General features: G+C 58.2%; 24 protein-coding genes and 1 riboswitch. Of the genes, 19 read left to right on the forward strand and 5 right to left on the reverse strand.

The window, feature by feature from the left end:
- Positions 1-55 precede the first annotated feature (55 nt).
- Entirely contained in the window at positions 56-880 is an 825-nt protein-coding gene (locus AC2FFA_RS15355; protein ID WP_496673574.1) for an ABC transporter permease, read from the forward strand.
- Here the strand turns inward: AC2FFA_RS15355 and AC2FFA_RS15360 are convergent.
- On the reverse strand, positions 877-1,479 hold the full coding sequence (locus tag AC2FFA_RS15360) for an alpha-ketoglutarate-dependent dioxygenase AlkB family protein (protein WP_496852293.1): 603 nt from the start codon (positions 1,477-1,479) through the stop codon (positions 877-879). The genes AC2FFA_RS15355 and AC2FFA_RS15360 overlap by 4 nt on opposite strands.
- A gap of 212 nt (positions 1,480-1,691) precedes the next feature.
- Here AC2FFA_RS15360 and dnaK point away from each other — a divergent pair, with 212 nt between their 5' ends.
- From dnaK to radC, 14 genes are all read left to right on the forward strand, one after another.
- Complete coding sequence (gene dnaK, locus AC2FFA_RS15365; RefSeq protein WP_299899852.1) at positions 1,692-3,599, forward strand: molecular chaperone DnaK; 1,908 nt, start codon at positions 1,692-1,694, stop codon at positions 3,597-3,599.
- A 181-nt stretch (positions 3,600-3,780) separates the two neighbouring features.
- Positions 3,781-4,506, forward strand: a complete 726-nt coding sequence (locus AC2FFA_RS15370) for an FkbM family methyltransferase (RefSeq protein WP_496852295.1) — start codon at positions 3,781-3,783, stop codon at positions 4,504-4,506.
- A 3-nt stretch (positions 4,507-4,509) separates the two neighbouring features.
- Complete coding sequence (dnaJ, locus tag AC2FFA_RS15375) at positions 4,510-5,658, forward strand: molecular chaperone DnaJ (protein WP_117871341.1); 1,149 nt, start codon at positions 4,510-4,512, stop codon at positions 5,656-5,658.
- A 239-nt stretch (positions 5,659-5,897) separates the two neighbouring features.
- Positions 5,898-6,003: riboswitch (TPP riboswitch) on the forward strand.
- 44 nt (positions 6,004-6,047) lie between these two features.
- A complete protein-coding gene (gene thiD, locus AC2FFA_RS15380) occupies positions 6,048-6,851 on the forward strand; it encodes a bifunctional hydroxymethylpyrimidine kinase/phosphomethylpyrimidine kinase (protein ID WP_496852298.1) in 804 nt (267 codons plus the stop codon).
- Positions 6,848-7,825 (forward strand): FAD-dependent oxidoreductase, encoded by a 978-nt coding sequence (locus AC2FFA_RS15385; protein WP_496852299.1) that lies wholly within the window; start codon positions 6,848-6,850, stop codon positions 7,823-7,825. The genes thiD and AC2FFA_RS15385 overlap by 4 nt, the downstream gene beginning before the upstream one ends.
- Positions 7,809-8,003, forward strand: a complete 195-nt coding sequence (thiS, locus tag AC2FFA_RS15390; protein ID WP_117871347.1) for a sulfur carrier protein ThiS — start codon at positions 7,809-7,811, stop codon at positions 8,001-8,003. The genes AC2FFA_RS15385 and thiS overlap by 17 nt, the downstream gene beginning before the upstream one ends.
- A gap of 2 nt (positions 8,004-8,005) precedes the next feature.
- Positions 8,006-8,770: a thiazole synthase gene (locus AC2FFA_RS15395; protein WP_496852301.1), complete on the forward strand. Its 765-nt coding sequence runs from the start codon at positions 8,006-8,008 to the stop codon at positions 8,768-8,770.
- Entirely contained in the window at positions 8,767-9,363 is a 597-nt protein-coding gene (locus AC2FFA_RS15400; protein WP_299899865.1) for a thiamine phosphate synthase, read from the forward strand. Before AC2FFA_RS15395 ends, AC2FFA_RS15400 begins: the two co-directional genes overlap by 4 nt.
- Positions 9,360-10,325 (forward strand): HesA/MoeB/ThiF family protein, encoded by a 966-nt coding sequence (locus AC2FFA_RS15405; protein ID WP_496673551.1) that lies wholly within the window; start codon positions 9,360-9,362, stop codon positions 10,323-10,325. Before AC2FFA_RS15400 ends, AC2FFA_RS15405 begins: the two co-directional genes overlap by 4 nt.
- Before the next feature lie 20 nt (positions 10,326-10,345).
- The gene (locus AC2FFA_RS15410; RefSeq protein WP_496852303.1) at positions 10,346-11,281 is read left to right on the forward strand and encodes an ABC transporter substrate-binding protein; all 936 of its coding nucleotides are present in this window, start codon (positions 10,346-10,348) and stop codon (positions 11,279-11,281) included.
- Positions 11,278-11,952, forward strand: a complete 675-nt coding sequence (gene tenA, locus AC2FFA_RS15415; RefSeq protein WP_496852304.1) for a thiaminase II — start codon at positions 11,278-11,280, stop codon at positions 11,950-11,952. The genes AC2FFA_RS15410 and tenA overlap by 4 nt, the downstream gene beginning before the upstream one ends.
- The gene (locus AC2FFA_RS15420; RefSeq protein WP_496852305.1) at positions 11,949-12,677 is read left to right on the forward strand and encodes an ABC transporter ATP-binding protein; all 729 of its coding nucleotides are present in this window, start codon (positions 11,949-11,951) and stop codon (positions 12,675-12,677) included. The genes tenA and AC2FFA_RS15420 overlap by 4 nt, the downstream gene beginning before the upstream one ends.
- Complete coding sequence (locus AC2FFA_RS15425) at positions 12,674-13,408, forward strand: ABC transporter permease (protein WP_496673539.1); 735 nt, start codon at positions 12,674-12,676, stop codon at positions 13,406-13,408. The genes AC2FFA_RS15420 and AC2FFA_RS15425 overlap by 4 nt, the downstream gene beginning before the upstream one ends.
- Positions 13,409-13,443: 35 nt before the next feature.
- Entirely contained in the window at positions 13,444-14,199 is a 756-nt protein-coding gene (radC, locus tag AC2FFA_RS15430) for a RadC family protein (protein WP_496673536.1), read from the forward strand.
- Positions 14,200-14,202: 3 nt separating this feature from the next.
- On the opposite strand, the gene AC2FFA_RS15435 is transcribed toward radC, so the two are convergent.
- The 3 genes from AC2FFA_RS15435 to secA all read right to left on the reverse strand — a co-directional run bounded on the left by AC2FFA_RS15435 (position 14,203) and on the right by secA (position 19,518).
- On the reverse strand, positions 14,203-15,759 hold the full coding sequence (locus AC2FFA_RS15435; RefSeq protein ID WP_496852306.1) for a phosphate ABC transporter substrate-binding/OmpA family protein: 1,557 nt from the start codon (positions 15,757-15,759) through the stop codon (positions 14,203-14,205).
- Between the two features lie 24 nt (positions 15,760-15,783).
- Positions 15,784-16,701: a hypothetical protein gene (locus AC2FFA_RS15440; RefSeq protein WP_496852307.1), complete on the reverse strand. Its 918-nt coding sequence runs from the start codon at positions 16,699-16,701 to the stop codon at positions 15,784-15,786.
- A 99-nt stretch (positions 16,702-16,800) separates the two neighbouring features.
- On the reverse strand, positions 16,801-19,518 hold the full coding sequence (gene secA / locus AC2FFA_RS15445; RefSeq protein WP_496852308.1) for a preprotein translocase subunit SecA: 2,718 nt from the start codon (positions 19,516-19,518) through the stop codon (positions 16,801-16,803).
- Positions 19,519-19,694: 176 nt separating this feature from the next.
- Here secA and AC2FFA_RS15450 point away from each other — a divergent pair, with 176 nt between their 5' ends.
- The 3 genes from AC2FFA_RS15450 to AC2FFA_RS15460 are packed head-to-tail and all read left to right on the forward strand — an operon-like array spanning position 19,695 to position 22,171.
- The gene (locus AC2FFA_RS15450; protein WP_496852309.1) at positions 19,695-20,543 is read left to right on the forward strand and encodes a peptidylprolyl isomerase; all 849 of its coding nucleotides are present in this window, start codon (positions 19,695-19,697) and stop codon (positions 20,541-20,543) included.
- Between the two features lie 6 nt (positions 20,544-20,549).
- Positions 20,550-21,776, forward strand: coding sequence for a bifunctional glutamate N-acetyltransferase/amino-acid acetyltransferase ArgJ (gene argJ, locus AC2FFA_RS15455; protein WP_496852310.1), 1,227 nt, complete (start codon positions 20,550-20,552; stop codon positions 21,774-21,776).
- On the forward strand, positions 21,773-22,171 hold the full coding sequence (locus tag AC2FFA_RS15460) for a (deoxy)nucleoside triphosphate pyrophosphohydrolase (protein WP_496852311.1): 399 nt from the start codon (positions 21,773-21,775) through the stop codon (positions 22,169-22,171). Before argJ ends, AC2FFA_RS15460 begins: the two co-directional genes overlap by 4 nt.
- Positions 22,172-22,252: 81 nt before the next feature.
- On the opposite strand, the gene AC2FFA_RS15465 is transcribed toward AC2FFA_RS15460, so the two are convergent.
- The gene (locus tag AC2FFA_RS15465; RefSeq protein WP_496852312.1) at positions 22,253-22,681 is read right to left on the reverse strand and encodes a GFA family protein; all 429 of its coding nucleotides are present in this window, start codon (positions 22,679-22,681) and stop codon (positions 22,253-22,255) included.
- Positions 22,682-22,997: 316 nt separating this feature from the next.
- Here AC2FFA_RS15465 and AC2FFA_RS15470 point away from each other — a divergent pair, with 316 nt between their 5' ends.
- Complete coding sequence (locus tag AC2FFA_RS15470; protein WP_496852365.1) at positions 22,998-24,941, forward strand: AMP-binding protein; 1,944 nt, start codon at positions 22,998-23,000, stop codon at positions 24,939-24,941.
- Positions 24,942-24,981: the final 40 nt, after the last annotated feature.

Consider the following 24,981-nt stretch of genomic DNA (forward strand, 5'->3'; position numbering starts at 1 on the left):
AACGGCAAGATATTCATGCCAGTTTAGAGGCGACGAAGCAGAAAAGACCCTTTGAATGTTCTATTTCAAGCGTAACCAAACGCTGCTGGGCAGCGCTTTCACGACGGCTGAGCTGGTGTTCCATGCCACCGTACGAAAGGTGCGCTCGCAACATCCGAATGCGATCGTCGCCATCCTGATCAATGTCCTGCAACTTGTGGTGATGGGAACCACTTTCTACCTGCTCATGTCACTGATGGGCCGGGGCGGAATTCCAAAGATCAGGGGCGAATTTCTGCTGTATGTTCTGTCCGGCGTGTTCCCCTTCATGCTGCATATCCAGTCAATAGGTGCGATTTCAGGGGTGGGGTCCGCGAACAATCCGATGATGCTCCATTCACCTATGAATGTGATGGTGACGATCCTGTCTGCGGCGCTCGGTATTCTTTACAAGCAATTGCTGGCCATGTTTGTGATCCTGTTCATCTACAGCGTCGCGGTCGCCCCGATCGAGGTGCAGGATCCCGGCGGTGCATTCGCGATGCTGATATTGGCCTGGTTTACCGGATGCGCCGTGGGCTTGGTGTTCATGGCGATGAAACCCTGGTTTCCGACAACCGTGGGAATGCTCACCAGTATCTATCGTCGCCTGAACATGGTGTTTTCGGGAAAGATGTTCGTTGCAAACACACTGGGAGGCGGATTGCTGATGATGTTCGCCTGGAACCCGTTGTTTCATATTATCGACCAGTGTCGGGGCTTCATTTTCCGAAACTATTTTCCGCGAAACACAAGCTGGGAGTACGCATTGTGGGTTGGAATCGCCTTGCTGATGATCGGACTGATGGGTGAGTTTTTTACACGCCAGCATGTTTCACAGAGCTGGAACGCGCGGCGCTAACGTGCGACCCGCAGCGTCAAGTTGATCCGTCCGCCTTTTGGCAACAGCCGGGATGACCCGTATCTGATCCGATCGACCCCGTGATAGGCCAGCCGTGCCGGGCCGCCCATGATCACCACGTCGCCCGAGCCCAGCCAGATCGACTCGCTTTTGCCGCCGCGGGTCGTATTGCCGATCCGGAACAGGGCGTCATCGCCTAAGGAAACCGACAGAACCGGCCAGGAAAAATCTGCTTCGTCCTTGTCCTGATGCAGGCCCATTTTGGCGCCTTCCCCATAGTAGTTGATCAAACAGCAATCCGGTGCGCGCTCGGTGCCGACCAGGTCACGCCAGATATCAAGAATGGCGAGGGGAATTTCAGGCCAGACCCCGCCTTTCGGATGCTCGCCCTGATAGCGATAGCCCGCCTTGTCGGTCACCCATCCCAGATCCCCGGCCGAGGTCATTCGCACCGACATCTCTTTACCCGACGGCGTGACGGGTCGAAACAAGGGCGCAGCTTTCAGAATCGGTCGCAGGGCTGCGATCACCTGTGTCTGAGCGGCGGGATCAAGATAGCCTTTTCTGATTTCGAACTCTCGCAAAATCACCCGCGTCATTCCGGAAACCCCAAACCTTTCCAATTCATTGCCAAAAAAGACATCAAATTCCCGAAAACCTGCGTTCTACGGTGCTTGCAGGCCCCTTGTCTCGCCCTTATATACGCCGGGACGCGCGATGGTAGTGCTGTCGCGCACATCAGATCGGGGGTGGGATGCCATAACGGGTCCGATCCTCGGGACATCGCCTTGAAGAGAAAGGGATTGCAAAAATGGGAAAAGTAATCGGGATTGACCTCGGAACCACAAACTCCTGTGTGGCCATCATGGAAGGCTCGCAGCCGAAGGTCATCGAAAACGCCGAAGGGGCGCGGACCACGCCTTCGATCGTCGCCTTCACCGAAGATGAGCGACTGGTCGGTCAGCCTGCAAAACGTCAGGCGGTCACCAACCCCGACAACACGATCTTTGGCGTCAAGCGTCTGATCGGTCGTCGTGTGGATGATGCAGAAGTCCAGAAGGACAAGAAAATGGTGCCGTACGCCATCGTGGATGGCGGCAACGGTGACGCGTGGGTGGAAGCCCGCGGTGAAAAATACTCCCCAAGCCAGATTTCGGCCTTCACTCTGGGCAAGATGAAGGAAACCGCCGAGAGCTATCTGGGTGAAGAAGTCACGCAGGCGGTCATCACCGTTCCCGCGTATTTCAATGACGCCCAGCGTCAGGCCACCAAAGACGCAGGCAAAATCGCTGGTCTGGAAGTACTGCGGATCATCAACGAACCGACAGCCGCCGCGCTGGCCTATGGCCTGGATAAAGAAGAAACCCAAACCATCGCGGTTTATGACCTTGGTGGTGGTACGTTCGACGTGACCATTCTGGAAATCGACGACGGGCTGTTCGAGGTCAAATCGACCAATGGCGACACCTTCCTGGGTGGTGAAGACTTTGACATGCGCATCGTCAACTACCTGGCGGATGAGTTCAAAAAGGAACACGGTGTCGATCTGTCCAGCGACAAGATGGCCCTGCAGCGTCTGAAAGAAGCCGCTGAAAAGGCCAAGATCGAACTGTCCTCGACCTCGCAGACCGAGATCAACCAGCCGTTCATCTCGATGGGCGCCAACGGTCAGCCGCTGCACATGGTCATGAAACTGACCCGTGCCAAGCTGGAATCGCTGGTCGGCGATCTGATCAAGAAGTCGATGAAACCCTGTCAGGCAGCATTGAAAGACGCCGGCCTGTCGGCGGGCGACATTGATGAGGTTGTTCTGGTCGGCGGTATGACCCGCATGCCCAAGGTGATCGAAGAGGTCACCAAATTCTTTGGTAAAGAGCCCCACAAAGGCGTGAACCCGGACGAAGTTGTTGCCATGGGCGCCGCCATTCAGGCCGGTGTTCTGCAGGGCGACGTCAAAGACGTGGTTTTGCTGGATGTAACCCCGCTGAGCTTGGGCATCGAAACCCTGGGCGGCGTGTTCACCCGTCTGATCGATCGCAACACCACGATCCCGACCAAGAAGTCTCAGGTCTTCTCGACCGCCGAGGACAATCAGAACGCTGTGACCATCCGCTGTTTCCAGGGTGAGCGCGAAATGGCTGCGGACAACAAGATCCTGGGTCAGTTCAACCTTGAAGATATCCCGCCTGCACCGCGCGGCATGCCTCAGATCGAGGTGACTTTTGACATCGACGCCAACGGCATTGTCTCGGTTTCGGCCAAGGACAAAGGCACCGGGAAAGAGCAGAAGATCACCATCCAGGCATCGGGTGGTCTGTCGGACGAAGATATCGACAAGATGGTCAAGGACGCCGAAGAGAACGCCGAGGCGGACAAGGAACGCCGCGAGCTGATCGAGGCGAAGAACCAGGCGGAAAGCCTCATCCACTCGACCGAGAAGTCGATGGAAGAGCATGCCGACAAGGTCGACCCGACCACCATCGAAGCCATCGAGCTGGCGATCGCCGCGCTGAAGGACGAGCTGGAAACCGAAAATGCCGACAAGATCAAGTCGGGTATCCAGAATGTCACCGAAGCAGCCATGAAGCTGGGCGAAGCCATATACAAGGCGCAGGCCGAAGAAGGCGAAGAGGAACCTGCTGCCGCTGACGCCGCACCGGGTGACGATGACATCGTCGACGCCGAGTTCGAAGATCTCGACGACAACAAGCGCGCCTGACCAGTTGCTCGGTTTCCGGCGGACCCATTCAGGGCCCGCCGGAACGGTCTCCACCATGCAGCACGCGTCTCTGAAACCTCCATTTGGCACCTACGCCCTCTCAACTCGGGTGGAAAGATTGCGCCGGTGGTCTGAAGGCATGCCGCGTCAATGGATGTCGTCCGGAATTCGAAGGGTATTGATGGCTTCTCAGCGAGAGCCTTACGATGTTGAGGTGTTCGGCGGGCAGAAATGCCGATTGTACCCTTCAGACAACTGGGCCGAACGTCGAGTCATAACCGGATCGCAATTCTTTGATCTGGATGAGCGTCAATCACTGGCCAAACATATATCGCAGGGCTCTGGTGATTATGTCTTTGTCGACGCTGGTGCGAATGTCGGGCTTTACACCCTGTGGGTCAGATCAGTTGCGCAGAAGTTTGGGCGCAACCTAAGGGCTCTGGCTGTTGAGCCGGATCCGGTCAACAAGGCCCGTCTCGGTACCAATCTGGCTGCCAATCAAGCCAGTGAAGTCACTCATTGCGATAAAGCACTGTCTGACAAACCGGGTGAGGTGTGGTTCGAGTCTGCGAATCTCGGTGACAGGGGTCGTGCCAAAGTTGCCGAGTCGGGCGATCTGTGCGTTCAGGCGGTTCCGTTGCTGGACGCCATACGCGATGCCGGGCTGACCAGGGTTGATGCGATGAAAATGGATATTGAAGGCCAGAAAATCCGCGTATTGCGCGCTTTTTTTGAAGATGCCCCGCGGGAGATCTGGCCTGAAGTGCTGCTAATAGAAATCAAGCATTCGGACGATGGGCTTGACCAGATCTTGAATAAGGCAGGTTACGTGGCCAGTTTTGCAAACAACACCAACGGCGTGTACAGACTCAATAAAAGCACCGCGTCCGGCGGCACGAAGGAATAACAAATGTCAAAGCGCGACTACTATGAAGTGCTCGGCGTGTCCAAGGGCGCTTCGGCGGACGAGATCAAGAAGGGTTTTCGCAGGAAAGCCAAAGAGCTGCATCCTGACCGCAACAAGGACAACCCGGATGCTGAGGCGCAGTTCAAGGAAGCCAACGAGGCTTATGATGTTCTGCGCGATGCCGAAAAAAAGGCTGCTTATGATCGCTTTGGTCATGCTGCTTTTGAAAACGGCATGGGCGGAGGTGGTCGCCCAGGTGGTGGCTTTGGCGGGCAAGGCGATTTCTCCAGTGCATTCTCGGATGTGTTTGACGACCTGTTCGGTGATTTCATGGGTGGTCAACGGGGTGGCGGCGGGCGTCGCGCCGCGCGCGGCTCGGACCTGCGCTTCAACCTGCGTGTGACGCTGGAAGAGGCATTCTCTGGCCTGCAAAAAACCATAAATGTGCCAACGGCTGTGGCGTGTTCATCTTGCGACGGCACCGGGGCCGAAGGTGGCGTTGAGCCCACTTCCTGCCCCACCTGTTCAGGCATGGGGAAAGTACGGGCACAACAGGGCTTCTTTACGGTGGAACGAACCTGCCCGACCTGTTCGGGACTGGGTCAGATCATCAAGAACCCTTGTAAATCCTGTCAGGGGGCTGGTCGGGTCGAAAAAGACCGTGCTTTGTCAGTGAACATCCCTGCTGGTGTCGAAACCGGAACGCGCATTCGCCTCGCGGGCGAAGGTGAGGCCGGACTGCGTGGTGGTCCTCCGGGCGATCTGTACATTTTCGTGGAAGTATCCGAGCACAAACTGTTCGAACGTGACAGCGTCAATCTCTATTGCCGCGTGCCGGTTAGCATGGCAAAGGCGGCGTTGGGCGGATCGATCGAGGTTCCGACCATCGATGGCGGCCGCGGCCGCGTTCAGATTCCAGCCGGAAGCCAGTCGGGTCGGCAAATGCGCCTGCGCGGAAAAGGCATGCCAGCGCTGCGCGGCGGTGGCGTCGGCGACATGTTCATTGAACTGGCCGTGGAAACCCCGGTCAACCTGACCAGCCGCCAGAAAGAGCTACTGCGCGAGTTTGATGATCTGGGCGAAGACAACCATCCGGAATCAAAGAGCTTTTTCTCATCCGTCAAATCCTTCTGGGACGGAATGAAAGGCTGAGATCGTGCACTGATGGGGGTTCTTCCCCCGCCGCCTTAGGGCGATTCCCTTGGGATATTGATGGCCAGATGAAGCAAGGGGCCCGTTCTTCATCTGGCTAAAAATATCCCGGAGCGCGAGGCAGAGCCGCGCTGGACACTATTATTCGCATAGTGTTTTGGCCTTAGCAGAAAGCTGAAAGTGGCAATACGTCTTGGAAATTGAGTCTTGATTCTGATCCTCGACCCTGAGATTGTCCGCCTCAACCGTTGGGGTGCCCTGTTACAGGGCTGAGAGGCGCAATCGCGTTAACCCATCGAACCTGATCCGGGCAATTCCGGCGTAGGGAACGGTCTCTTGAACACAGACGTTTTCCTTACCCCGTTGCCCAAAGAAGATGGAGCAACGACATGGCGGAAATTGCCCTGACCATAGCAGGATCTGATAGCGGCGGTGGCGCGGGCATTCAGGCCGACCTAAAGGCTATGTCAGCGCTGGGTGTTTTTGGGGCGAGTGTCATCACCGCCGTGACCGCGCAGAACACGCAAGCTGTCACCGCGGTGCATGGGATTCCACTGGACGTCATTGCTGCCCAAATTGAGACGGTTCTGAGTGATCTGGACGTCAGGGCCGTCAAAATCGGCATGCTCGCGACACCTGAGATCATTCATACTGTCGCCAGGGGTTTAGCGGTGTTTGAAGGTCCTGTCGTTCTTGATCCGGTTATGATCGCCAAATCCGGCGATGCCCTGCTGGCGAAAGAGGCGGTCCGGACGCTACGCGATGTGTTGTTGCCAATGGCGACGGTTCTCACGCCAAATCTGCCTGAGGCGGCGTGTCTGCTGAACACGCAATCGGCGGAAACCCCGGAAGAGATGGCCGAACAGGGCCAAGCATTGTGCGCCTTGGGTGCGGATGCAGTAGTTATGAAAGGCGGACACGGGTCGGGTGATATCTGCCACGATATGCTGATTGATCCTTCGGGTACCGTGGCCGAGTTTCAGGCCCCGCGTCAGGATACAAAAAACACCCATGGGACAGGGTGTACTTTGTCGTCGTCCATCACTGCCGGTTTGGCTAATGGGCTGGCCCTGAGGGACGCGGTTGCGCAGGCGCATGACTATCTGCAAGGGGCCATCGCGCGCGCGGATGAGTTGAATGTCGGCGCTGGGCACGGCCCGGTGCATCATTTCCACCGGGTTTGGCCCTCGTGACGCTTTGGTCTGTCATAGGAGCAGGGGTTGCCGGTCTTGCCGTTGCCAGCGAACTGGCGTCGCGCGGTGCGAAAGTGCAGATATTCGACCCCGGCGGGCCACCGGGCCCGCATGGCTGTTCGTGGTGGGCCGGGGGAATGCTGGCACCGTGGTGCGAATATGAAAACGCGGAAGAACCGGTGCTGCGCCTGGGGCAGTCTGCGATCGAATGGTGGGCTCAACGCACCAAGGTGACCCAGCGGGGAACGCTTGTTGTCGCGAGCGCCCGTGATGTGCCGGACCTGCACCGCTTCGCGCGTCGAACAAAAGAGTTCACAATGGTCAAACGGGCAAAAATATCCGAATTAGAGCCAGATCTGGCGGGGTTTGGCCAGGGCCTGTTCTTCGCACACGAAGCCCATGTCGATCCGCGCCAGGCGCTGCGCGATCTGCATCGTCAATTGCTAAGCCAGGGCGTGGAGTTCCACCGGAAACTGGCACCTGCCCAGTTGGAAAACGCCATTGACTGCCGTGGTCTTCACGCGCGCGAATACCTGCATGATCTGCGCGGCGTGAAGGGCGAGATGTTGGTTATTCGATGCCCTGACGTGGAACTGACACGCCCGGTTCGATTGCTGCACCCGCGGATGCCGCTCTATATCGTTCCGCGCGGCGACGGCGTCTATATGTTGGGTGCGACCATGATCGAATCCGAGGATAGTGGTCGTATCACTGCCCGTTCGATGCTGGAACTGCTCAGCGCAGCCTATGCCGTGAACCCGGCTTTTGGCGAAGCTGAAGTTTTGGAGATAGGCGTCGATCTGCGCCCCGCCTTCCCTGACAACTTGCCGCGTATCCGACGTTTGGGCCGGACGATCTATGCCAACGGGCTCTATCGCCACGGGTATCTGCTGGCACCGGCACTGGCGCGGGGCGTTGCGGATCTGGCGCTGGACAACACACATTCGGAGATGGTCGATGAAGATCGTGCTTAACGGCGAGGCGCGCGAGGTGCACGCCGAAACCCTGTCGGAATTGTTGGAAGAATGCGGTTTCTCGGGTCGTGTGGCGACCGCCGTGAACGAAGATTTCGTGCCCTCAAGCCTGCGCATCGCTCACAAACTGGCTGAAGGCGACCGGGTTGAAGTTGTCGCTCCGATGCAGGGGGGCTGAAGATGAAGACGTTTTACGACACTGAACTGCCCAACCCGCTGATGCTGGGCACGGCGCAATATCCAAGCCCGGCCATTCTGGAAAACGCCTTCCGCGAAAGCGGCGCAGGCGTTGCGACGGTTTCCCTTCGGCGCGAAGCGGGTGCGGGCCAGACCTTTTGGAACATGATCCGCGACTTGGGTGTACGCATCCTGCCCAACACCGCCGGTTGCCATACGGTGAAAGAGGCCGTGACGACCGCCCATATGGCCCGCGAAGTGTTTGAGACCCGATGGATCAAGCTGGAACTCATCGGACACACGGACAGCCTGCAACCAGACGTCTTCCAACTGGTCGAAGCCGCGCGCATTCTGACCGAGGACGGGTTTCAGGTTTTTCCATACACCACCGATGACCTGATCGTGGGGGAACGCCTGCTTGAAGCGGGGTGCGAGGTGCTGATGCCCTGGGGTGCGCCTATCGGGTCCGGGCGTGGTTTGAACAACGAATATGCCCTACGCGCGATGCGGGCCGAGTTTTCTGACATACCCCTGGTCGTGGATGCCGGTATCGGCTTGCCCAGCCACGCGGCCCACGCGATGGAACTGGGCTATGACGCGGTTCTGCTCAACACCGCTGTGGCCCGCGCCGGAGATCCTGTTGTGATGGCCAGAGCGATGGCGCAGGCAACCCTTGCCGGGCAGTTGGCCCATCAGGCAGACCCGATCGAGGCGCGCGATATGGCTGAACCTTCCACTCCCGTTGTTGGAAAGGCATTCCTGTCATGACGCTGGACCGTTTCTATCCAATCTTTGATCACTCGGACTGGCTGCGGCGGATGCTGCCGCTGGGCGTGAAACTGGTGCAGCTGCGCGTCAAGGATCAGCCATACGATGTGGTGCGCGACCAGATTGCAGTCTCCCGCGATCTGTGCCGCGACCATGGGGCGGTTCTGGTTATCAATGACTATTGGCAGCACGCGATCGATCTGGGTTGCGACTGGATTCATCTGGGACAGGAAGATCTGGACGATGCAGACCTGAAAGCCATTCGAAAAGCGGGTCTGAAACTGGGTGTTTCCACCCATGACGATGATGAGCTTGAGCGTGTACTGGCCATGGATCCCGACTACGTGGCCCTGGGTCCAGTCTACCCCACCATTCTGAAAAAGATGAAATGGCATCAGCAGGGCCTGCCCCGCGTAACGGAATGGAAGGTTCGGGTCGGTGGTATTCCTTTGGTTGGTATTGGTGGGATGAGTGTTGAGCGCGCGGCAGGTGTGCTGGAGGCCGGGGCGGACATTGTCTCGGCGGTCACGGACATCACACTGAATGCCGACCCCGAAGCCCGGCTGCGTGCGTGGATCGAGGTCACACGATGAGCCGATATGCCCGCCAGACGCTTCTGCCCGAAGTTGGGGCGCAAGGGCAGGCACGACTGTCAGCGGCCCGTGTTCTGGTCGTCGGTGCGGGCGGTCTTGCTGCACCGGTTCTGCCGCTTTTGGCGGGGGCCGGGGTCGGACAAGTAACGATACTGGATGGTGACACCGTCGATCTGTCGAACCTGCACCGTCAAACGTTTTTCTCCGAGGCCGATTGCGGGCAATCCAAGGCGGAAACCGCCGCCGCCCGTTGTCGCGCGCTGAATGGTGAAACTGATGTCACAGGTTTGAATCAGGTTCTGACTGGCGAGAACGCGCCTGAAATGGTCTCGCGAGCTGATATCATTCTGGATTGCGCTGACAGCTACGCGGCCAGCTACATCCTGTCGGATACTTGTCTGGCGCAAGGCAAGCCTTTGATCAGTGCCTCGGTTCTGGGGCTTTCGGGTTATGTGGGTGGGTTCTGCGGTGGGGGCCCGTCCCTGCGCGCTGTCTTTCCCGATGCGCCGGACAGTGGCGCCAGCTGCGCCACTGCGGGGGTTCTGGGCCCCGTGGTTGGCGTGATCGGGGCGATTCAAGCGCAGATGGCGCTTAACGTGATCCTTGGGCTTGATCCCGCGCCCCTTGGGCAGTTGGTTCAATATGACGCAAGAACCCTGCGCAGCACTGGGTTTCGCTTTGATGATGCACCCGAGCCCGACAGCTGCTTTCGCTTTCTGTCCACAAGCCAGCTGAAGGACACGGATCAAATAATCGAGCTACGCAGTTCGCAGGAAGCGCCCGTACCCACCCATTCGAACGCGACGCGCATATCACCGGATAACTTACACGAAATAGACCCTAACAAGGGAAAACGGCTGGTGATTTGCTGTGCCACCGGTCTGCGTGCATGGCGCGCCGCCGAACAGATTCAACCAGATTGGCCGGGCGAGATTGTCCTCGTCGCGGCTTCAACCTCGTGAAGAAAAAGGAAACGCGAGACATGAAAAAGCTGATGACAGCCATCGCCCTTCTGGCCGCCGCGCCAGCATGGGCCGAAGACCAGATGACCGTCCTGCTGGACTGGTTCATCAACCCTGACCATGGTCCCATCATCGTGGCGCAGGAAAACGGCTATTTTGCCGAACAGGGGCTTGAGGTCGAGATCGTTCCGCCCGCCGACCCGTCCGCCCCGCCACGCTTGGTGGCTGCCGGTCAGGCTGATCTGGCAGTGTCTTACCAACCGCAATTGCACCTGCAGATTCATGAGGGTTTGCCCTTGAAGCGCGTTGGAACATTGGTCGCAACACCACTGAATTGTCTTCTGGTGCTGGAAGACGGGCCAATCAAGTCGCCGGCCGACCTCAAGGGTAAAAAAATCGGGTTCTCGGTTGCAGGGGTGGAAGAAGCCATCCTTGGTACCGTTCTGGGCAAATATGGTGTTGCTCTGGACGATGTTGAACTGATCAACGTCAACTTTTCCCTCTCGCCGTCGCTGATGACCGGTCAGGTGGATGCGGTCATTGGCGCATATCGCAACTTCGAGCTGAACCAGATGGATATCGAAGGTCGTCCCGGCACCTGCTTCTACATCGAGGAAGAGGGCGTTCCGTCTTATGACGAACTGATCTATGTCGCCAACCCGGATACGATGGACAAGGACAAGATTGCCAGGTTCCTCGCCGCGACAGAAAAAGCGACTCAATATATCGTCAACAATCCGGAGAAAAGCTGGGAGATCTTTGCGGCCACCTCGCCCGAACTTCAGGACGAGCTGAATGCCCGCGCCTGGGTTGATACACTGCCGCGCTTTGCACTGCGTCCGGCAGGTTTTGATGCCGGTCGTTATGCTCGGTTCGAAACCTTCCTGAACGAAAGCGGGATGATCGACAGCGTCCTTCCGGTCAGTGACATCACCATCGACGTGACCGCGCAATGAGCAACTATGGCAAAGCCTTTGCGCTGATGCGTGATGCTGCGGTGGGGCCGTGGCGGGATTATACCCGCCACGCCTTCGTGGAGGGCATGAAAGATGGAACGCTGCCGCGCGAGGCGTTTCTGCACTACCTGCGGCAGGATTATGTGTTCCTTATCCACTTCAGCCGCGCGTGGGCCCTGGCGGTGGTGAAATCGGAAACGCATGAAGAAATGCTTGCCGCATCGCGAACCGTGAACGGTTTGATCAGCGAAGAGATGAAACTGCATATCGGTACCTGCGCGGTAGAAGGCATCTCGCAGGCTGAGCTGTTTGCCACACCGGAGCGTCACGAGAATCTGGCCTATACCCGTTTTGTCCTGGAAGCAGGCTACAGCGGAGACCTTCTGGACCTGCTGGCGGCGCTTGTTCCTTGCGTCATGGGATATGGTGAGATCGGTACGCGTCTGTCCGCTGAAGAAACTTCGGGGACATATCGCGGCTGGATCGACACTTATGCTGGCGAAGACTACCAAGACGCATGTACGGCGGTCGGCGAGTTGCTGGATCAGGCTCTAACAAGACGCATTGGGGCAGATTTTCAGGATTCGCCACGCTGGGATCGACTGTGCCAGACCTTCCGCAAGGCGACAGAGCTTGAGGTTGACTTCTGGCAGATGGGTTTGACTCCATGACCCCTGCGCCCGATCTGACCATCAGCGGTACCGCCACGATCGACGGCGCGACCCTGTTTGCGCCGCTGTCCCTGACCCTTGGGGCCGGGGCGTGGACGTGCCTGCTGGGCGGTTCGGGCGTGGGAAAAACCACAATTCTGCGGTTGATTGCCGGGCTCGAGACCGGGGCGGTTTTTGCTGGTCGAATCACGGCCAGTGATGGCTTTCCGGTATCTGGGCGTGTCTCATACATGGCTCAGGATGATCTTCTGTTGCCCTGGGCAACCGTCGCGCAGAATGTCTCTCTGGGCGCGCGTTTGCGTGGTGAAACCGTTGATCTTGATCGACGCGACCGCCTTATCGAACGTATGCGGCTGCAGGATCACATGAACAAGAAGTCCAACGCGTTGTCCGGTGGGCAACGCCAGCGTGTCGCTTTGGCCCGGACCTTGATGGAAGATCGCCCCGTTGTTTTGCTGGACGAGCCCTTTTCGGCGCTTGATGCCCGCACCCGCGCTGACATGCAGGAACTGGCCGCCGAAGCTTTGAACGGCCGCACCGTCCTTCTTGTGACACATGATCCGGCGGAAGCTGCGCGTTTGGGGCAATCCATCGTAGTGATGACGGAACACGGATTGACGCCCTGCGACCCGCCGCACGCCCCGGCCCCGCGCAGCGTGGACGACTTGGAGACATTGGAAACCCAAGGTGCCTTGCTGCGTCTTCTCCGTGAGGGCGCGGCATGAAGCATTTTTCTGCATTGGCCGCAACTTTGTTTGCTTTGTTGATCTGGCAGGGCATCGTGACCCTGACCGGATTGCCAAAATTCATCCTGCCTGGGCCTGCCGTGGTGGCCGAGACCTGGTGGCAGAACCGCTGGGTGATAGCGGAACATACCTGGATCACGGCGATCGAAGTGGTTATCGGTATGGCGTGCGGGACGCTGCTGGGTGTCGTCACCGCGTTGCAGTTGGCAAACTCTCGGGCGGCGCGGGTGCTGGTACAGCCGATGCTCGTGTTTACGCAGGCTCTGCCGGTTTTCGCATTGGCTCCGTTGCTGACACTGTGGCTGGGCTACGGGCTCTGGTCCAAGGTCGCCATGGCAGTGCTGATCATCTATTTCCCGATCACCTCGTCTTTCTTCGACGGGCTTATGCGCACCCCTTCGGGGTATCTGGATCTGGCCCGAACGATGCAGGCCAGCAAGCGCGCCGTATTGTGGCATATCCGTATTCCGGCTGCTCTGCCGTCGCTGGCGTCGGGGATGCGGTTGGCGGCGGTGTATGCTCCGATTGGGGCAGTGATCGGTGAATGGGTCGGCTCGTCGCAGGGGCTGGGCTATCTGATGCTGCTGGCCAATGGGCGGGCCAAGACCGATCTCATGTTTGCCGCGATGTTGACGCTGGGTGTGTTCTCGATCCTTCTGCACATGATTGTCCGCCGGGCCACGGCACGCATGGCAGGTGAGATGCGTTAACCAATCAGAAACCGATTCTGGGTCAGGGTGAGGTTATGACACAGGACGCCTTTGCCGAAGCCCCGATGCTGTTTGATACGGACGAAGCGCCGGCGCAGCCGCTGCCCTCTGGTCGTTTACCCTCCTACATCAAAGACCACCGCAGGCGACTGCGTGAACGGTTCATCGCGGGTGGGTCGGCCGCAATGCCGGATTATGAGCTGCTGGAGCTGGTCTTGTTCCGGTCCATTCCCCGGCAGGATGTGAAGCCACTGGCACGGGCGTTGATGGATACCTTTGGTGATTTCAATCGTGTCCTGACCGCGCCCGAGGAACGGCTGCGTCAGATCAAGGGCGTTGGGGATACTATAATCACAGACCTGAAGATCCTTGAGGCCTGTGCCCACCGGATGGCCCGCGCCCGAGTGATGCAGCGGCACGTGATCTCGGGCTGGGACGCGCTGCTGGATTACTGTCACACCACTATGGCGCATCGTGAGATCGAACAGTTCCGCGTGTTCTATCTGGATCGCAAGAACGTAATGATCGCGGATGAGGAACAGGCCAAGGGCACTGTGGATCATGTGCCGGTGTACCCGCGCGAGGTCGCGAAAAGGGCGCTCGAGCTGAATGCCTCGGCCCTGATTCTGGTGCACAACCACCCGTCGGGTGATCCGACGCCCTCGCAATCGGATATCGACATGACCAACCGTATTCAGGATGCCTGTTCGGCGTTGGGCCTGACCCTGCACGACCACCTGATCATAGGAAAATCGACCGAGTTGAGCTTTCGCGCGGAAGGGCATCTGTAACGTCTACTGCACCCAGATCTCGACCCGGCGGTTGACCTTGCGCCCCCATTCGGTGTCGTCACAGGCCATCGGCATTGCTTCGCCAAATCCTTCGGCGGATACCTCGATACTGTCTGATATTGATGTCTCAGCTGCGGCCAGAACCGCGTTTCGCACGGTTTGTGCACGCCGCAGGGCAATGCGGGCGTTGGCGGCGGCCCCGCCATCCCCGTCGCTGAAGCCAGCAAACACCAGCTTGCGTGCCTTCAGTGTTCCGGCATCAAGCATATGCGCCAACTGCTGAATGTTGGAGCGTGACTGTGCGTCCGGGCGGGACGACCCCGGCTCGAACCGGACCGATAGGGACAGGCGCGACAGGGGACGCAGTGTTTTGATCATGCGCTGAAGCTCGTCCAGCCCAACCTCTGGCCCTCCGGTGGCGATGGCGTTGGCCAGCCGGCCGCCTTGTACGTCAATCGGCAAGATTTCGGGCGATTGATCCACGTAACCTGCGTCACGAATGGCCATCTGGGCACCGGGGCTTAGGCTATAGGCCAGAAACTGTCGCGCGATCCGCGGCAGGCGGCGTTCGGGCAGATATAGGAACATCGGCAGATTCAGCGGATAATCCTCGGTCTTGATCGATTGACGGGTTGCTGCCAGCGGATGCCCACAACCTCCGGTCAGCGGCAGGGCTCGGACGTTGTCGGCTGTCGCCTTGCTGGCGATTCCGATGGAAAACGGATCTTTGGCCACAGCCCTGATCAGATCGCGTGCGCGCGCATGGCGGATCGCACTTTCAGACATTTCCACACCGGCCGTTTTCAGGACCTGATCCTCGACGGCCTGCGCCAGCCCTGATCCCGGATCCGGCACATGCAAGGCGATCGGTGCATCCGGCCCGCCCAGGTCCACCCAGTTCTTCACTTCACCTGACAGAATGCGCGCCAAATCGGCCAGCGAAATCTGACGCATCACACTATCGGGTGCCACCACCGGAACCATGGCGTCCAATGCAACAACCCTGGATCGTCGGGCCCGTTTCAGATCACCCAGCCCTGCGGATTCTGCTGCATCCCGTTCCACCTCGCGTACTTCGCGCAGGGCCATCACGATATCTGTCTGATTCTCGATCAGCTTGGCAAACCCGCGATCCGTGGTCCCGACGTCAAAGTAGAACCGCGCCAGCGGGGCCTGACGGCCTGCCTGAAAAAGCTCATAGACGAAGGTGTCCGAATCCACACGGGCAGGCGTTGCGGTCAGGTCTTCCTGCCGCGCAAACCCGATGATCAGCGCGGGCAAGACCGTTTCGGCCATTACCGATGATCCGGAAAACCGCAACTCGGCTACGAAATCCGTCAGGCTGGGGCACGCAGGTCCGTCGCATGTGACGCCCGAACCATCAACGGTCAACTCACCGAACTGCGTGTCAACGCGGTAGAATTCGCCGTCAAAGCCCAGCAGGTTGCCTGTTACTTCGACCTTGCCGTCATGAGACGTCAGCGTGATGTCCTGCGCCACGGCACAGGTCGCACTTGCAACGAAAAACAGCGCGGTCACCGCCGCACGAAAGAAAGTCATAAGAGAGCCGAGCCTGCCTGCGGATTACTTTGCCGCAATTGTCAGGTCTGAGAGCAGATTATTCAACACCAGAAACTCACCGGCTTGTGAACAATCAGGCAGGGTCAGGGACATGTCGCGCGACCGCAGGCGGCGGTCCGAAAGAAGTTCCAGCGCCTGCACATTCAACGTGTGCCCGCAATTGGCTTCGGTCACTTCAGCTTCGACTGTCAGGTCGATGGTGCCGGACCGATCCGTTGTGCCTGCCGGAAAGGAATACACTTGAACATTCTTAGTATCACCCAGACCCGCCTGGCCCAGGCGCAGAACTTCTCCTGCGCCTTTTGCCGATGCATCATCCCATACATGGCCGCTGCTGCCATAGCTTGCCCCAAATTCCAGCGCGTGAATCTGCAACTCAGTATCACCCTGCCATTGTAGGGCGACGCGGTCATATTCGGCAATATCGGTAACGTGAGTGGTGGCGACAGTGCCCGCTTCATTTTCAAATGAAATCAGAAAAATCGCATATTCCGAAAGTGCCGGGATTGTCATGTCCAGAGCACCGGATTCGTTGGTTTTCTGGCTGACCGTCAGGCCGCTATGGTGGACTTCAACCCGCTCGTTCTTGTGGCACGGCGCTTTGAGGGACAGGCGCGCCATCGCGCCGGGAACTGCAAGAGCGCGTGCACTTATACTGCAATCAGAAGGCCTGGAAGGCGCCGGAACTGCACGGGATACAGGCGTGGCGCTGCCCGGAATCGCGTCAGAGACAGTAGCCGAAGTCTGTACGATACCATCCAGCCCCGACAGAACCGAAGACTGCTCGGATGCCGACGCGACGTCGACCCCTTGCTGCGCACCGGCAGGCTGCGCAGGTGATCCGTTTTGCATCAGGTAGCCAATGCCCAATGCACAAGCGACCGTTCCGCACATGGTTACGTAGTTTCGAACTACAAACAAGACACCCTCCCCAGTTGAAGGAGCAAATCGCACTTTCGCCACGAATCGCGGCCAATTTGTGGCCGCGAGACGAACACATTGTGGATTTGACGGGTGACGTTAGGTCAGGCGGCCGTGGCAGTGTTTGAACTTCTTGCCTGACCCGCAGGGACATGGGTCATTGCGGGATGGGTTGCCCCAGGTTGAGGGATTGTTTTCGTCGAAGCCCGGCAGCGCGTCACCGGAAGCCGCAGCTTCGGCTTTTGCTTCGGCCTGATTCGTGGCTTTGTCCACAGCCTGCTGCGCCTGAGCCTGCTGTCCGGCCATCTGTGCCAGCATTTCTTTCTGTTCTTCCTCGGTCAGCGGGCGCACGCGCGACAATTGCTGAGTCACGGTTTCGCGTAGGGAATCCAGCATGCTTTCGAACAGTTGGAAGCTTTCGTTCTTGTATTCGTTCAGCGGATCGCGCTGGGCGTACCCGCGGAAGCCGACGACCGAACGCAGGTGTTCCAGTGTCAGCAGGTGCTCGCGCCACTTGCTGTCAATAGTCTGCAGCAGAACCTGCTTCTCGATGTTGCGCATATTTTCAGGGCCAAAGGCGACGGCCTTCTGTGCCATCATCTCATCGGCGGCCTTGATCAGACGCTCGCGCACTTGCTCGTCATCCACGCCTTCCTCGGCCGCCCAGTCCTGAACCGGGGCGTCGATGGACAGCTTGTCCTTGATCGCCTCGTGCAGACCCTCCGTATCCCACTGATCTGCATAGGATTTCGGCGGCATGTATTCGTCAATCAGGTCGTCGATCACCTGTTCTCGCATATCCGAGACGATCTCGGACAGGTCGTTCGCCGACATGATTTCGCGGCGCTGGCTGAAGATCACCTTCCGCTGGTCGTTCATCACGTCGTCAAACTTGAGAACGTTCTTGCGCATATCAAAGTTGCGGCCTTCGACCTTGGATTGTGCGCGTTCCAGCGACTTGTTCACCCAGGGATGGACGATCGCCTCGCCTTCTTTCATGCCTAGCGTGGTCAGGACCTTGTCCAGCCGTTCCGAGCCAAAGATGCGCATCAGGTCATCCTCGAGGCTCAGGTAGAATACCGTGCGACCCGGGTCGCCCTGACGGCCCGAACGACCCCGAAGCTGGTTGTCGATGCGGCGGCTTTCGTGGCGTTCAGACGCAATGACGTAAAGGCCACCAGCAGCCAGCACCTTTTCTTTTTCCTCGGCGTGGCGTGCTTCTTCTGTGGCCCGCAGCTCGGACGGGTCAGCGTCAGGATTTTCGGCAAGCGCTTTCAGCACCTTCATCTCGACATTGCCGCCAAGCTGAATGTCGGTGCCGCGACCGGCCATGTTGGTGGCGATGGTTACCGCACCCAGACGACCGGCATCAGCGACGATCTCAGCCTCTTGTTCATGCTGACGGGCGTTCAGAACGTTGTGCTCGATTCCTTCCTTTGCCAGCATCTGGCTCAGCAGTTCGGATTTTTCGATCGATGTGGTCCCCAGCAGAACAGGCTGGCCCTTTTCCTGTGCCTTTTTTGTCTGGGCGATCATCGCATTGTATTTTTCGGCGGCTGTACGATAGACCTGATCATCTTCGTCGATACGGGCAATCGGCAGGTTGGTCGGAACTTCGACCACGCCCAGACCGTAAATCTCGGCAAATTCTTCGGCTTCGGTCAGCGCGGTGCCGGTCATGCCGCTCAGTTTGTCGTACAGGCGGAAATAGTTCTGGAATGTCACGCTGGCCAATGTGACGTTTTCCGGCTGGATCTGAACCTTTTCCTTGGCTTCGATCGCCTGATGCAGACCTTCGGACAGGCGACGGCCCGGCATCATGCGGCCGGTGAATTCATCGATCAGAACAACATTGCCGTCGCGCACAATGTAATCCTTGTCGCGCTGGAACAGCTTGTGTGCTCGCAGCGCCTGATTGACGTGATGCACGACGGTGGTGCTTTCCGGGTCATACAGGGAATGGCCTTCGGGAATCAGGCCTGCCTGAAGCAGTTGGCCCTCGAGAAACTCGTTGCCTTCATCGGTGAAGGTCACATTGCGCGATTTTTCGTCCAGGGTGTAGTGATCTTCGCTCAGCGTCGGGATCAAGGCATCAATGGCAGTGTACAGGTCCGAACGGTCCTGCGCAGGACCCGAGATGATCAGCGGCGTCCGCGCTTCATCGATCAGGATCGAGTCGACCTCGTCCACAATCGCAAAGTTGTGATGCTTCTGGTAAACCTGCTCCAGATCCGCCTTCATGTTGTCGCGCAGATAGTCGAAGCCCAGCTCATTGTTGGTGGCATACGTGATGTCACAGGAATACGCGGCCAGTTTTTCCGCGTCGGACTGGCCCGACCAGATCACGCCGGTGGTCATGCCCACGGCAGCAAAAACCTTGCCCATCCATTCCGCGTCACGCTTGGCCAGGTATTCGTTCACCGTGACGACGTGCACGCCCTTGCCGGTCAGCGCATTCAGATAAGCCGGGAAGGTGGCGACCAGAGTCTTGCCCTCGCCCGTCTTCATTTCCGAGATGTTGCCCTGATGCAGGAAAATGCCGCCCATCAGCTGCACATCAAAGGCCCGCAGTCCAAGCGCGCGTTTGGCGCCCTCGCGCACGTTGGCAAAAGCCTCGGGCAGCAGGTCGTCCAGCCTTTCACCATCCAGTGCGCGCTTACGCAGTTCTTCAGTCTTGTCGATCAGGTCCTGATCCGACAGCTTTTCAAACTCTGGTTCCAGTGCGTTGATCTTTTCGACCAGCGGGCGGGTCGCCTTGATCTTGCGGTCGTTCGGTGTTCCGAACACCTTTTTGGCGAGCGTTCCGAGTCCCAGCATGTTCACTCCAGCGGATCTGTTCTTTTCGTGGTTGCGACAGGCTTGCCCACCTTGCGCGCAACCCATAGATACGGGGGGTGAAAGGCGGCCCTGTCCAAGGCTACGAAGCGATGTAAGCGGCAGGTTCCAGAGTGTCAACGCTGCGCCCTGTCGCGGCAAGAAAATAGGATGATTCAATGCCCAAAGGCCTCACTTTTCTGCCATCGCTGGCCCTCGCTGCCGTGATGGCCCTGCCTCTGGCCGCCGAAACCAAGCCGGATGCGTCAACCATAGTTGCTCGGGTAAACGGGGATGAGATCACACTGGGTCACGTGATCGCCACCGTCGCGTCTCTACCGGCGCAATACCAGCAAGCGGAAGATGATGTTCTGTTCGATTTCGTTCTGGAACAGCTGATCCAGCAGCAATTGCTGGGACAGCAACAGGAAGGTTTGAACAAGCAGAACGCGCTGACACTCGAAAATGAAAAGCGGTCGCTTCAGGCGGTTCAGACAGTCGCAGCCCTGACCAACGATGTTGTTACGGACGAAGCCATTCAGGCCGCTTATGACGCGCGCTTCAATGAATTTGCGGGTGAAGACGAATTCGACGCCAGCCATATTCTGGTTGAAACGGAAGAAGAAGCCAAAGCGCTCAAGGCACAGCTTGACGATGGTGCCGATTTTGCGGAACTCGCACGCGAGAACTCGACCGGTCCGTCCGGCCCGAATGGTGGTGCGCTGGGATGGTTCGGAAAAGGCCAGATGGTACCCGAATTCGAGGAAGCAGTGATCGCGCTTGAAAAAGAACAGGTGTCGGAACCGGTGCAAACTCAATTTGGCTGGCATCTGGTCAAGCTGAACGACAAGCGCAAAACCGAGGCACCCGAACTGGACGCGGTGCGCGATGAGTTGGCTCAGTCCATACAACAGGATGCCATTCAGGCGCGGATCGACGAGTTGACGCAGCAGGCACAGATCGAACGCCCCGTGCTCGAAGGCGCGGGTCCCGAGATCATGCGCCAACTGGACCTGATTCAGGAGTAAAGACCCGTGGCCACGATCACCAAGGTTTCGCCGCTGGCGCCCGCGTCTTTCCCTGAACTGCCCGCGATCGATGGTGTGCGCTTCGCCACCGTCGAAGCGGGCGTGCGCTATCAGGGCCGTACAGATGTCATGCTGGCGGTTCTTGATCCGGGCACGTCAGTGGCGGGTGTCTTCACCCGCTCGACCACGCGGGCCGCGCCGGTTCTGGATTGTCAGGAGAAAATAGGTGGCCCCAACGATGGACCGGCGGCGATCCTTGTAAACTCGGGCAATGCCAACGCGTTCACTGGCCATTTTGGTCAAACTTCCGTGGCCGAGGTGACGCAGGCCGTTTCAAAAGCAACAGGCGTTCCGGTCGAGCGGGTCTTTACCTCGTCCACCGGTGTCATCGGCGAACCGCTGCCACATGACCGTATCGTGGTTCAGCTTGAGGCGTTGAAATCCGGCCTCAGCCGCCATGCTATCGAAGATGCCGCACGGGCGATCATGACAACTGACACGTTCCCGAAAGGGGCGAGCGCACAGGTCGAAATTGACGGCAATACAGTCTCTATTGCAGGAATTGCGAAGGGGTCTGGCATGATCGCACCGGACATGGCGACGATGCTGGTCTTTATCTTCACTGACGCACGGGTTGAGCAACCCGCGTTGCAGGAAATGCTGAGCGCACAGACAGACCGCACCTTCAACTGCATCACTGTGGACAGCGACACCTCGACTTCAGACAGCGTGTTGCTGTGTGCGACCGGATCTTCGGGCGTTGATGCCACCGGCAATTCCGCCTTCGCGGAGGCATTGGAAACGGTGATGCTGGACCTTGCGCAACAAGTGGTGCGCGACGGGGAAGGCGCCACCAAATTCGTGGAAATCCGTGTGACCGGCGCCGCTTCGGATTCGGATGCCAAAGTACATGGTCTGGCCATCGCCAACTCTCCGCTGGTCAAAACGGCCATTGCCGGGGAAGACCCGAATTGGGGCCGCATTGTCATGGCCATCGGCAAATCCGGCGCCGCCGCCGACCGCGACCTGCTAAGTATTTCCTTCGGTGATATTCTGGTTGCCGAAAAGGGCTGGGTCAGTCCGGACTACCGCGAGGATGAAGCCGCCGCCTATATGAAAGGTCAGGATCTGGTGATCGCGGTTGATCTGGGACTGGGCGTAGGCAAGTCCACCGTTTGGACTTGTGACCTGACCCATGGCTATATTGAGATCAACGCGGATTATCGCTCGTGAAAACTGTATTAGTGTCTGCCGTTGCCCTGATCGACATTGAGGGCCGGGTGCTACTGGCCCAACGACCCGAGGGCAAATCTATGGCCGGTCTCTGGGAATTCCCCGGTGGCAAGATCGAACCAGGCGAAACCCCCGAGGTCGCTCTGATCCGCGAATTGCACGAAGAGCTGGGCATCGACACCTGGGCTTCGTGCCTCGCCCCGCTGACTTTTGCCAGCCACAGCTATGACGATTTTCACCTGCTGATGCCGCTGTTTGCTTGTCGCAAATGGGAAGGCATTCCGCAATCCAAGGAGGGGCAGGCGTTGAAATGGGCTCGTGCGAATGAGTTGCGGAACTATCCGATGCCTGCGGCGGATGTTCCATTGATTCCGATTTTGCGAGATTGGTTGTAGGTGCAGGATCGACGTTTACACGTCAGGCGATCCGCGCGGATTTAGGCCTTCGAAAAAGCGAAACATCGCGCGGGAAACAACCTAGTTGTCATAGGCGCTCAGATCCTCTGGAGCGTGAAGCAATGTACCTTCGTACTTCGCGAGATCGTCCTCGATCAGAAGCCAAGGCAGCTTGCTTTGGAAGTTGACATGGAAGGTCGGGGCGAAATCTTCTGGATACTCCATTGAGGCCGCGTAGAGATGCATACCACCGGGATAGTGATCGGCTTCAAAGCCAATGGGTGAGCCGCAATCTCTGCAAAAGTGTCGAAATACACCCTTTGAGCTTTCAACTGTTTTGGGTGCCTGCCCATTCCAATTGAAGTTGCGAATTGGAACGCCTAGCCATGCTACTATGGGCGCAGCGCAATTTCGACGGCAATCATCACAATGGCAGTAGCAGGCCCAGGTCACCTCCCCAACAAATTCCCATTGGGTACTCTTGCACAGGCAATGGCCTCGCGTCGTCATATCGAACTCCAGATTTAGTTTCCTCCTATAGTTTGCACGACCTCTGGCAACAGACTGGCTGAAACCGGACAACTAAAGTTCAAAACACGACCCGAACTCACCATTTGGAATGGTCGGAAAGGCCAATCCCATGCCACTGTTACAATTCGTAAGAATTGAGAAAACATCAGGAAAAAGTTGACGCTGATCTTTCCTGCGTCCCTTATCGGGGCATTGGCGTCCGGGGTTGAGCCCCGGTCCGCCGTTTCCGGCTCGGAGGAGGGGTCGGATGGGGAGGAGAAAGAGATTGGCTCAGACGCAGTCGGGCGCTGAAGGGATGCACTCTCTTCCGGCGCTGCTACACCGCAATGCGACCCAGTTCGGGGACGCCCCGGCCTACCGGGAAAAGGAATTCGGAATCTGGCAATGCTGGACCTGGGCCGAAACGGCCAGGGAAATCCGCGCGATTGCCTTGGGTTTTCTGGAACTTGGCGTAGAAAAAGGCGACCACATCGCCGTTATCGGACGCAACCGTCCGGCACATTACTGGTCAATGGTTGCGGCGCAGATGGTCGGTGCCATTCCGGTCCCTCTCTATCAGGACGCGGTTGCCGAAGAGATGGCCTATGTGCTGGAGCATTGCGGTGCGAAATATGTCGTCTGCGGCGATCAGGAGCAGGTCGACAAGGTCATCGAGATTCAGGAAAACCTGCATCAGGTCAAACACATCCTCTATACCGACAAGCGGGGGATGCGGAAATACGACCACAGCCAGATGAATGCCCTTGACGACATCAAGGCCGAAGGCAGCGCCGGTCATGCGCGGTTTGACGCGGAACTGGATAAGCGCATCGGTGAGCTCACCTATGACGACACCTGCGTGATGCTCTATACCTCGGGCACCACGGGCAAGCCCAAGGGTGTGGTGCTGTCGAACCGCAACGTGATCGAAAGTGCCAAGAACTCGGCCGAATTTGATCATCTGACCCGGAATGAAGACATCCTGTCATACCTGCCGATGGCCTGGGTTGGTGATTTCATCTTTTCCATCGGTCAGGCTTACTGGTGCGGCTTCTGCGTGAACTGTCCTGAAAGCGCCGACACGATGATGACCGATCTGCGCGAGATCGGGCCGACCTATTTCTTCGCCCCACCACGCGTGTTCGAGACCCAACTGACCAATGTGATGATCCGGATGGAAGATGCCAGCAAGCTCAAGCAGCGCATGTTCCACTACTTCATGGCGCATGCCAAGAAGGTCGGCGGTCGGTTGCTGGATGGCAAGCCGGTGAGCTTGGGTGACAAGTTGAAATACGCACTGGGCAATCTGCTGGTATACGGGCCGCTCAAAGACACGCTGGGGTACGGGCGCTTCCGGGTGGGCTATACGGCAGGTGAGGCGATTGGGCCCGAGATTTTTGATTTCTATCGCTCGTTAGGCATCAACCTGAAACAGCTGTATGGCCAGACCGAAGCGACCGTGTTCATCACTGTCCAGCCGGATGGTGAAGTGCGCGCGGATACTGTCGGTGTTCCTGCGCCGGACGTTGAGCTGAAAATCGACGACAAGGGCGAAATTCACTATCGCTCACCCGGTGTGTTTGTGGAGTATTTCAACAATCCGGACTCCACGGCCTCGACCAAGGATGTCGAAGGCTGGGTGGCCACGGGTGATGCCGGGTTCATCGAGGAAAGCTCGGGGCATCTGCGGATCATCGATCGCGCCAAGGACGTGGGCAAGATGGCCGACGGGTCGATGTTCGCGCCGAAATACGTCGAGAACAAGCTGAAGTTTTATCCGGATATCCTTGAGGTCGTCGTGTTCGGCAATGGCAAGGATCGTTGCGTGGCCTTCATCAATATCGACCTGACGGCGGTCGGCAACTGGGCCGAGCGCAACAACGTCGCATATGCCTCGTATCAGGAACTGGCGGGGCATCCGCGCGTGTTAGAGACGATTCGGAGCCACGTGGAAGAAGTGAACAAGTCGGTTGCCGCCGATGAAATGCTGTCGGGTTGTCAGGTGCATCGCTTTGTGGTGCTGCACAAGGAACTGGATGCGGATGATGGCGAGATGACCCGGACGCGGAAGGTGCGGCGCGGTTTTGTCGAAGACAAGTTCAGCGACATCATTGCCGCGCTTTATGACGGGTCCAAGACGGTCTCGACCACCACAGAAGTCACCTATGAGGATGGTCGCAAGGGATCGATCTCAGCGACGCTGGAAATTGTCGACGTGCCGGTTGTTCCCGTTGCCCAACATAAGGTTGCCGCAGAATGAAGGCCGTACGTGCGCCGCTCGACCTGCGGTCATCGCCCCG

This window comes from Ruegeria sp. YTSB088 (genome assembly GCF_059609825.1).

What these genes read in the sequence shown, in the direction of transcription:
- thiS (WP_117871347.1), top strand. Translation starts at nt 7,809, where the DNA reads ATGAAGATCGTGCTTAACGGCGAGGCGCGCGAGGTGCACGCCGAAACC.
- AC2FFA_RS15395 (WP_496852301.1), top strand. Translation starts at nt 8,006, where the DNA reads ATGAAGACGTTTTACGACACTGAACTGCCCAACCCGCTGATGCTGGGC.
- AC2FFA_RS15410 (WP_496852303.1), top strand. Translation starts at nt 10,346, where the DNA reads ATGAAAAAGCTGATGACAGCCATCGCCCTTCTGGCCGCCGCGCCAGCA.
- AC2FFA_RS15465 (WP_496852312.1), bottom strand. Translation starts at nt 22,681, where the DNA reads ATGACGACGCGAGGCCATTGCCTGTGCAAGAGTACCCAATGGGAATTT.
- AC2FFA_RS15450 (WP_496852309.1), top strand. Translation starts at nt 19,695, where the DNA reads ATGCCCAAAGGCCTCACTTTTCTGCCATCGCTGGCCCTCGCTGCCGTG.
- AC2FFA_RS15405 (WP_496673551.1), top strand. Translation starts at nt 9,360, where the DNA reads ATGAGCCGATATGCCCGCCAGACGCTTCTGCCCGAAGTTGGGGCGCAA.
- dnaK (WP_299899852.1), top strand. Translation starts at nt 1,692, where the DNA reads ATGGGAAAAGTAATCGGGATTGACCTCGGAACCACAAACTCCTGTGTG.
- secA (WP_496852308.1), bottom strand. Translation starts at nt 19,518, where the DNA reads ATGCTGGGACTCGGAACGCTCGCCAAAAAGGTGTTCGGAACACCGAAC.
- AC2FFA_RS15370 (WP_496852295.1), top strand. Translation starts at nt 3,781, where the DNA reads ATGGCTTCTCAGCGAGAGCCTTACGATGTTGAGGTGTTCGGCGGGCAG.
- AC2FFA_RS15425 (WP_496673539.1), top strand. Translation starts at nt 12,674, where the DNA reads ATGAAGCATTTTTCTGCATTGGCCGCAACTTTGTTTGCTTTGTTGATC.
- AC2FFA_RS15435 (WP_496852306.1), bottom strand. Translation starts at nt 15,759, where the DNA reads ATGACTTTCTTTCGTGCGGCGGTGACCGCGCTGTTTTTCGTTGCAAGT.
- AC2FFA_RS15400 (WP_299899865.1), top strand. Translation starts at nt 8,767, where the DNA reads ATGACGCTGGACCGTTTCTATCCAATCTTTGATCACTCGGACTGGCTG.
- AC2FFA_RS15470 (WP_496852365.1), top strand. Translation starts at nt 22,998, where the DNA reads ATGCACTCTCTTCCGGCGCTGCTACACCGCAATGCGACCCAGTTCGGG.
- AC2FFA_RS15420 (WP_496852305.1), top strand. Translation starts at nt 11,949, where the DNA reads ATGACCCCTGCGCCCGATCTGACCATCAGCGGTACCGCCACGATCGAC.
- tenA (WP_496852304.1), top strand. Translation starts at nt 11,278, where the DNA reads ATGAGCAACTATGGCAAAGCCTTTGCGCTGATGCGTGATGCTGCGGTG.
- thiD (WP_496852298.1), top strand. Translation starts at nt 6,048, where the DNA reads ATGGCGGAAATTGCCCTGACCATAGCAGGATCTGATAGCGGCGGTGGC.
- AC2FFA_RS15355 (WP_496673574.1), top strand. Translation starts at nt 56, where the DNA reads ATGTTCTATTTCAAGCGTAACCAAACGCTGCTGGGCAGCGCTTTCACG.
- radC (WP_496673536.1), top strand. Translation starts at nt 13,444, where the DNA reads ATGACACAGGACGCCTTTGCCGAAGCCCCGATGCTGTTTGATACGGAC.
- AC2FFA_RS15360 (WP_496852293.1), bottom strand. Translation starts at nt 1,479, where the DNA reads ATGACGCGGGTGATTTTGCGAGAGTTCGAAATCAGAAAAGGCTATCTT.
- dnaJ (WP_117871341.1), top strand. Translation starts at nt 4,510, where the DNA reads ATGTCAAAGCGCGACTACTATGAAGTGCTCGGCGTGTCCAAGGGCGCT.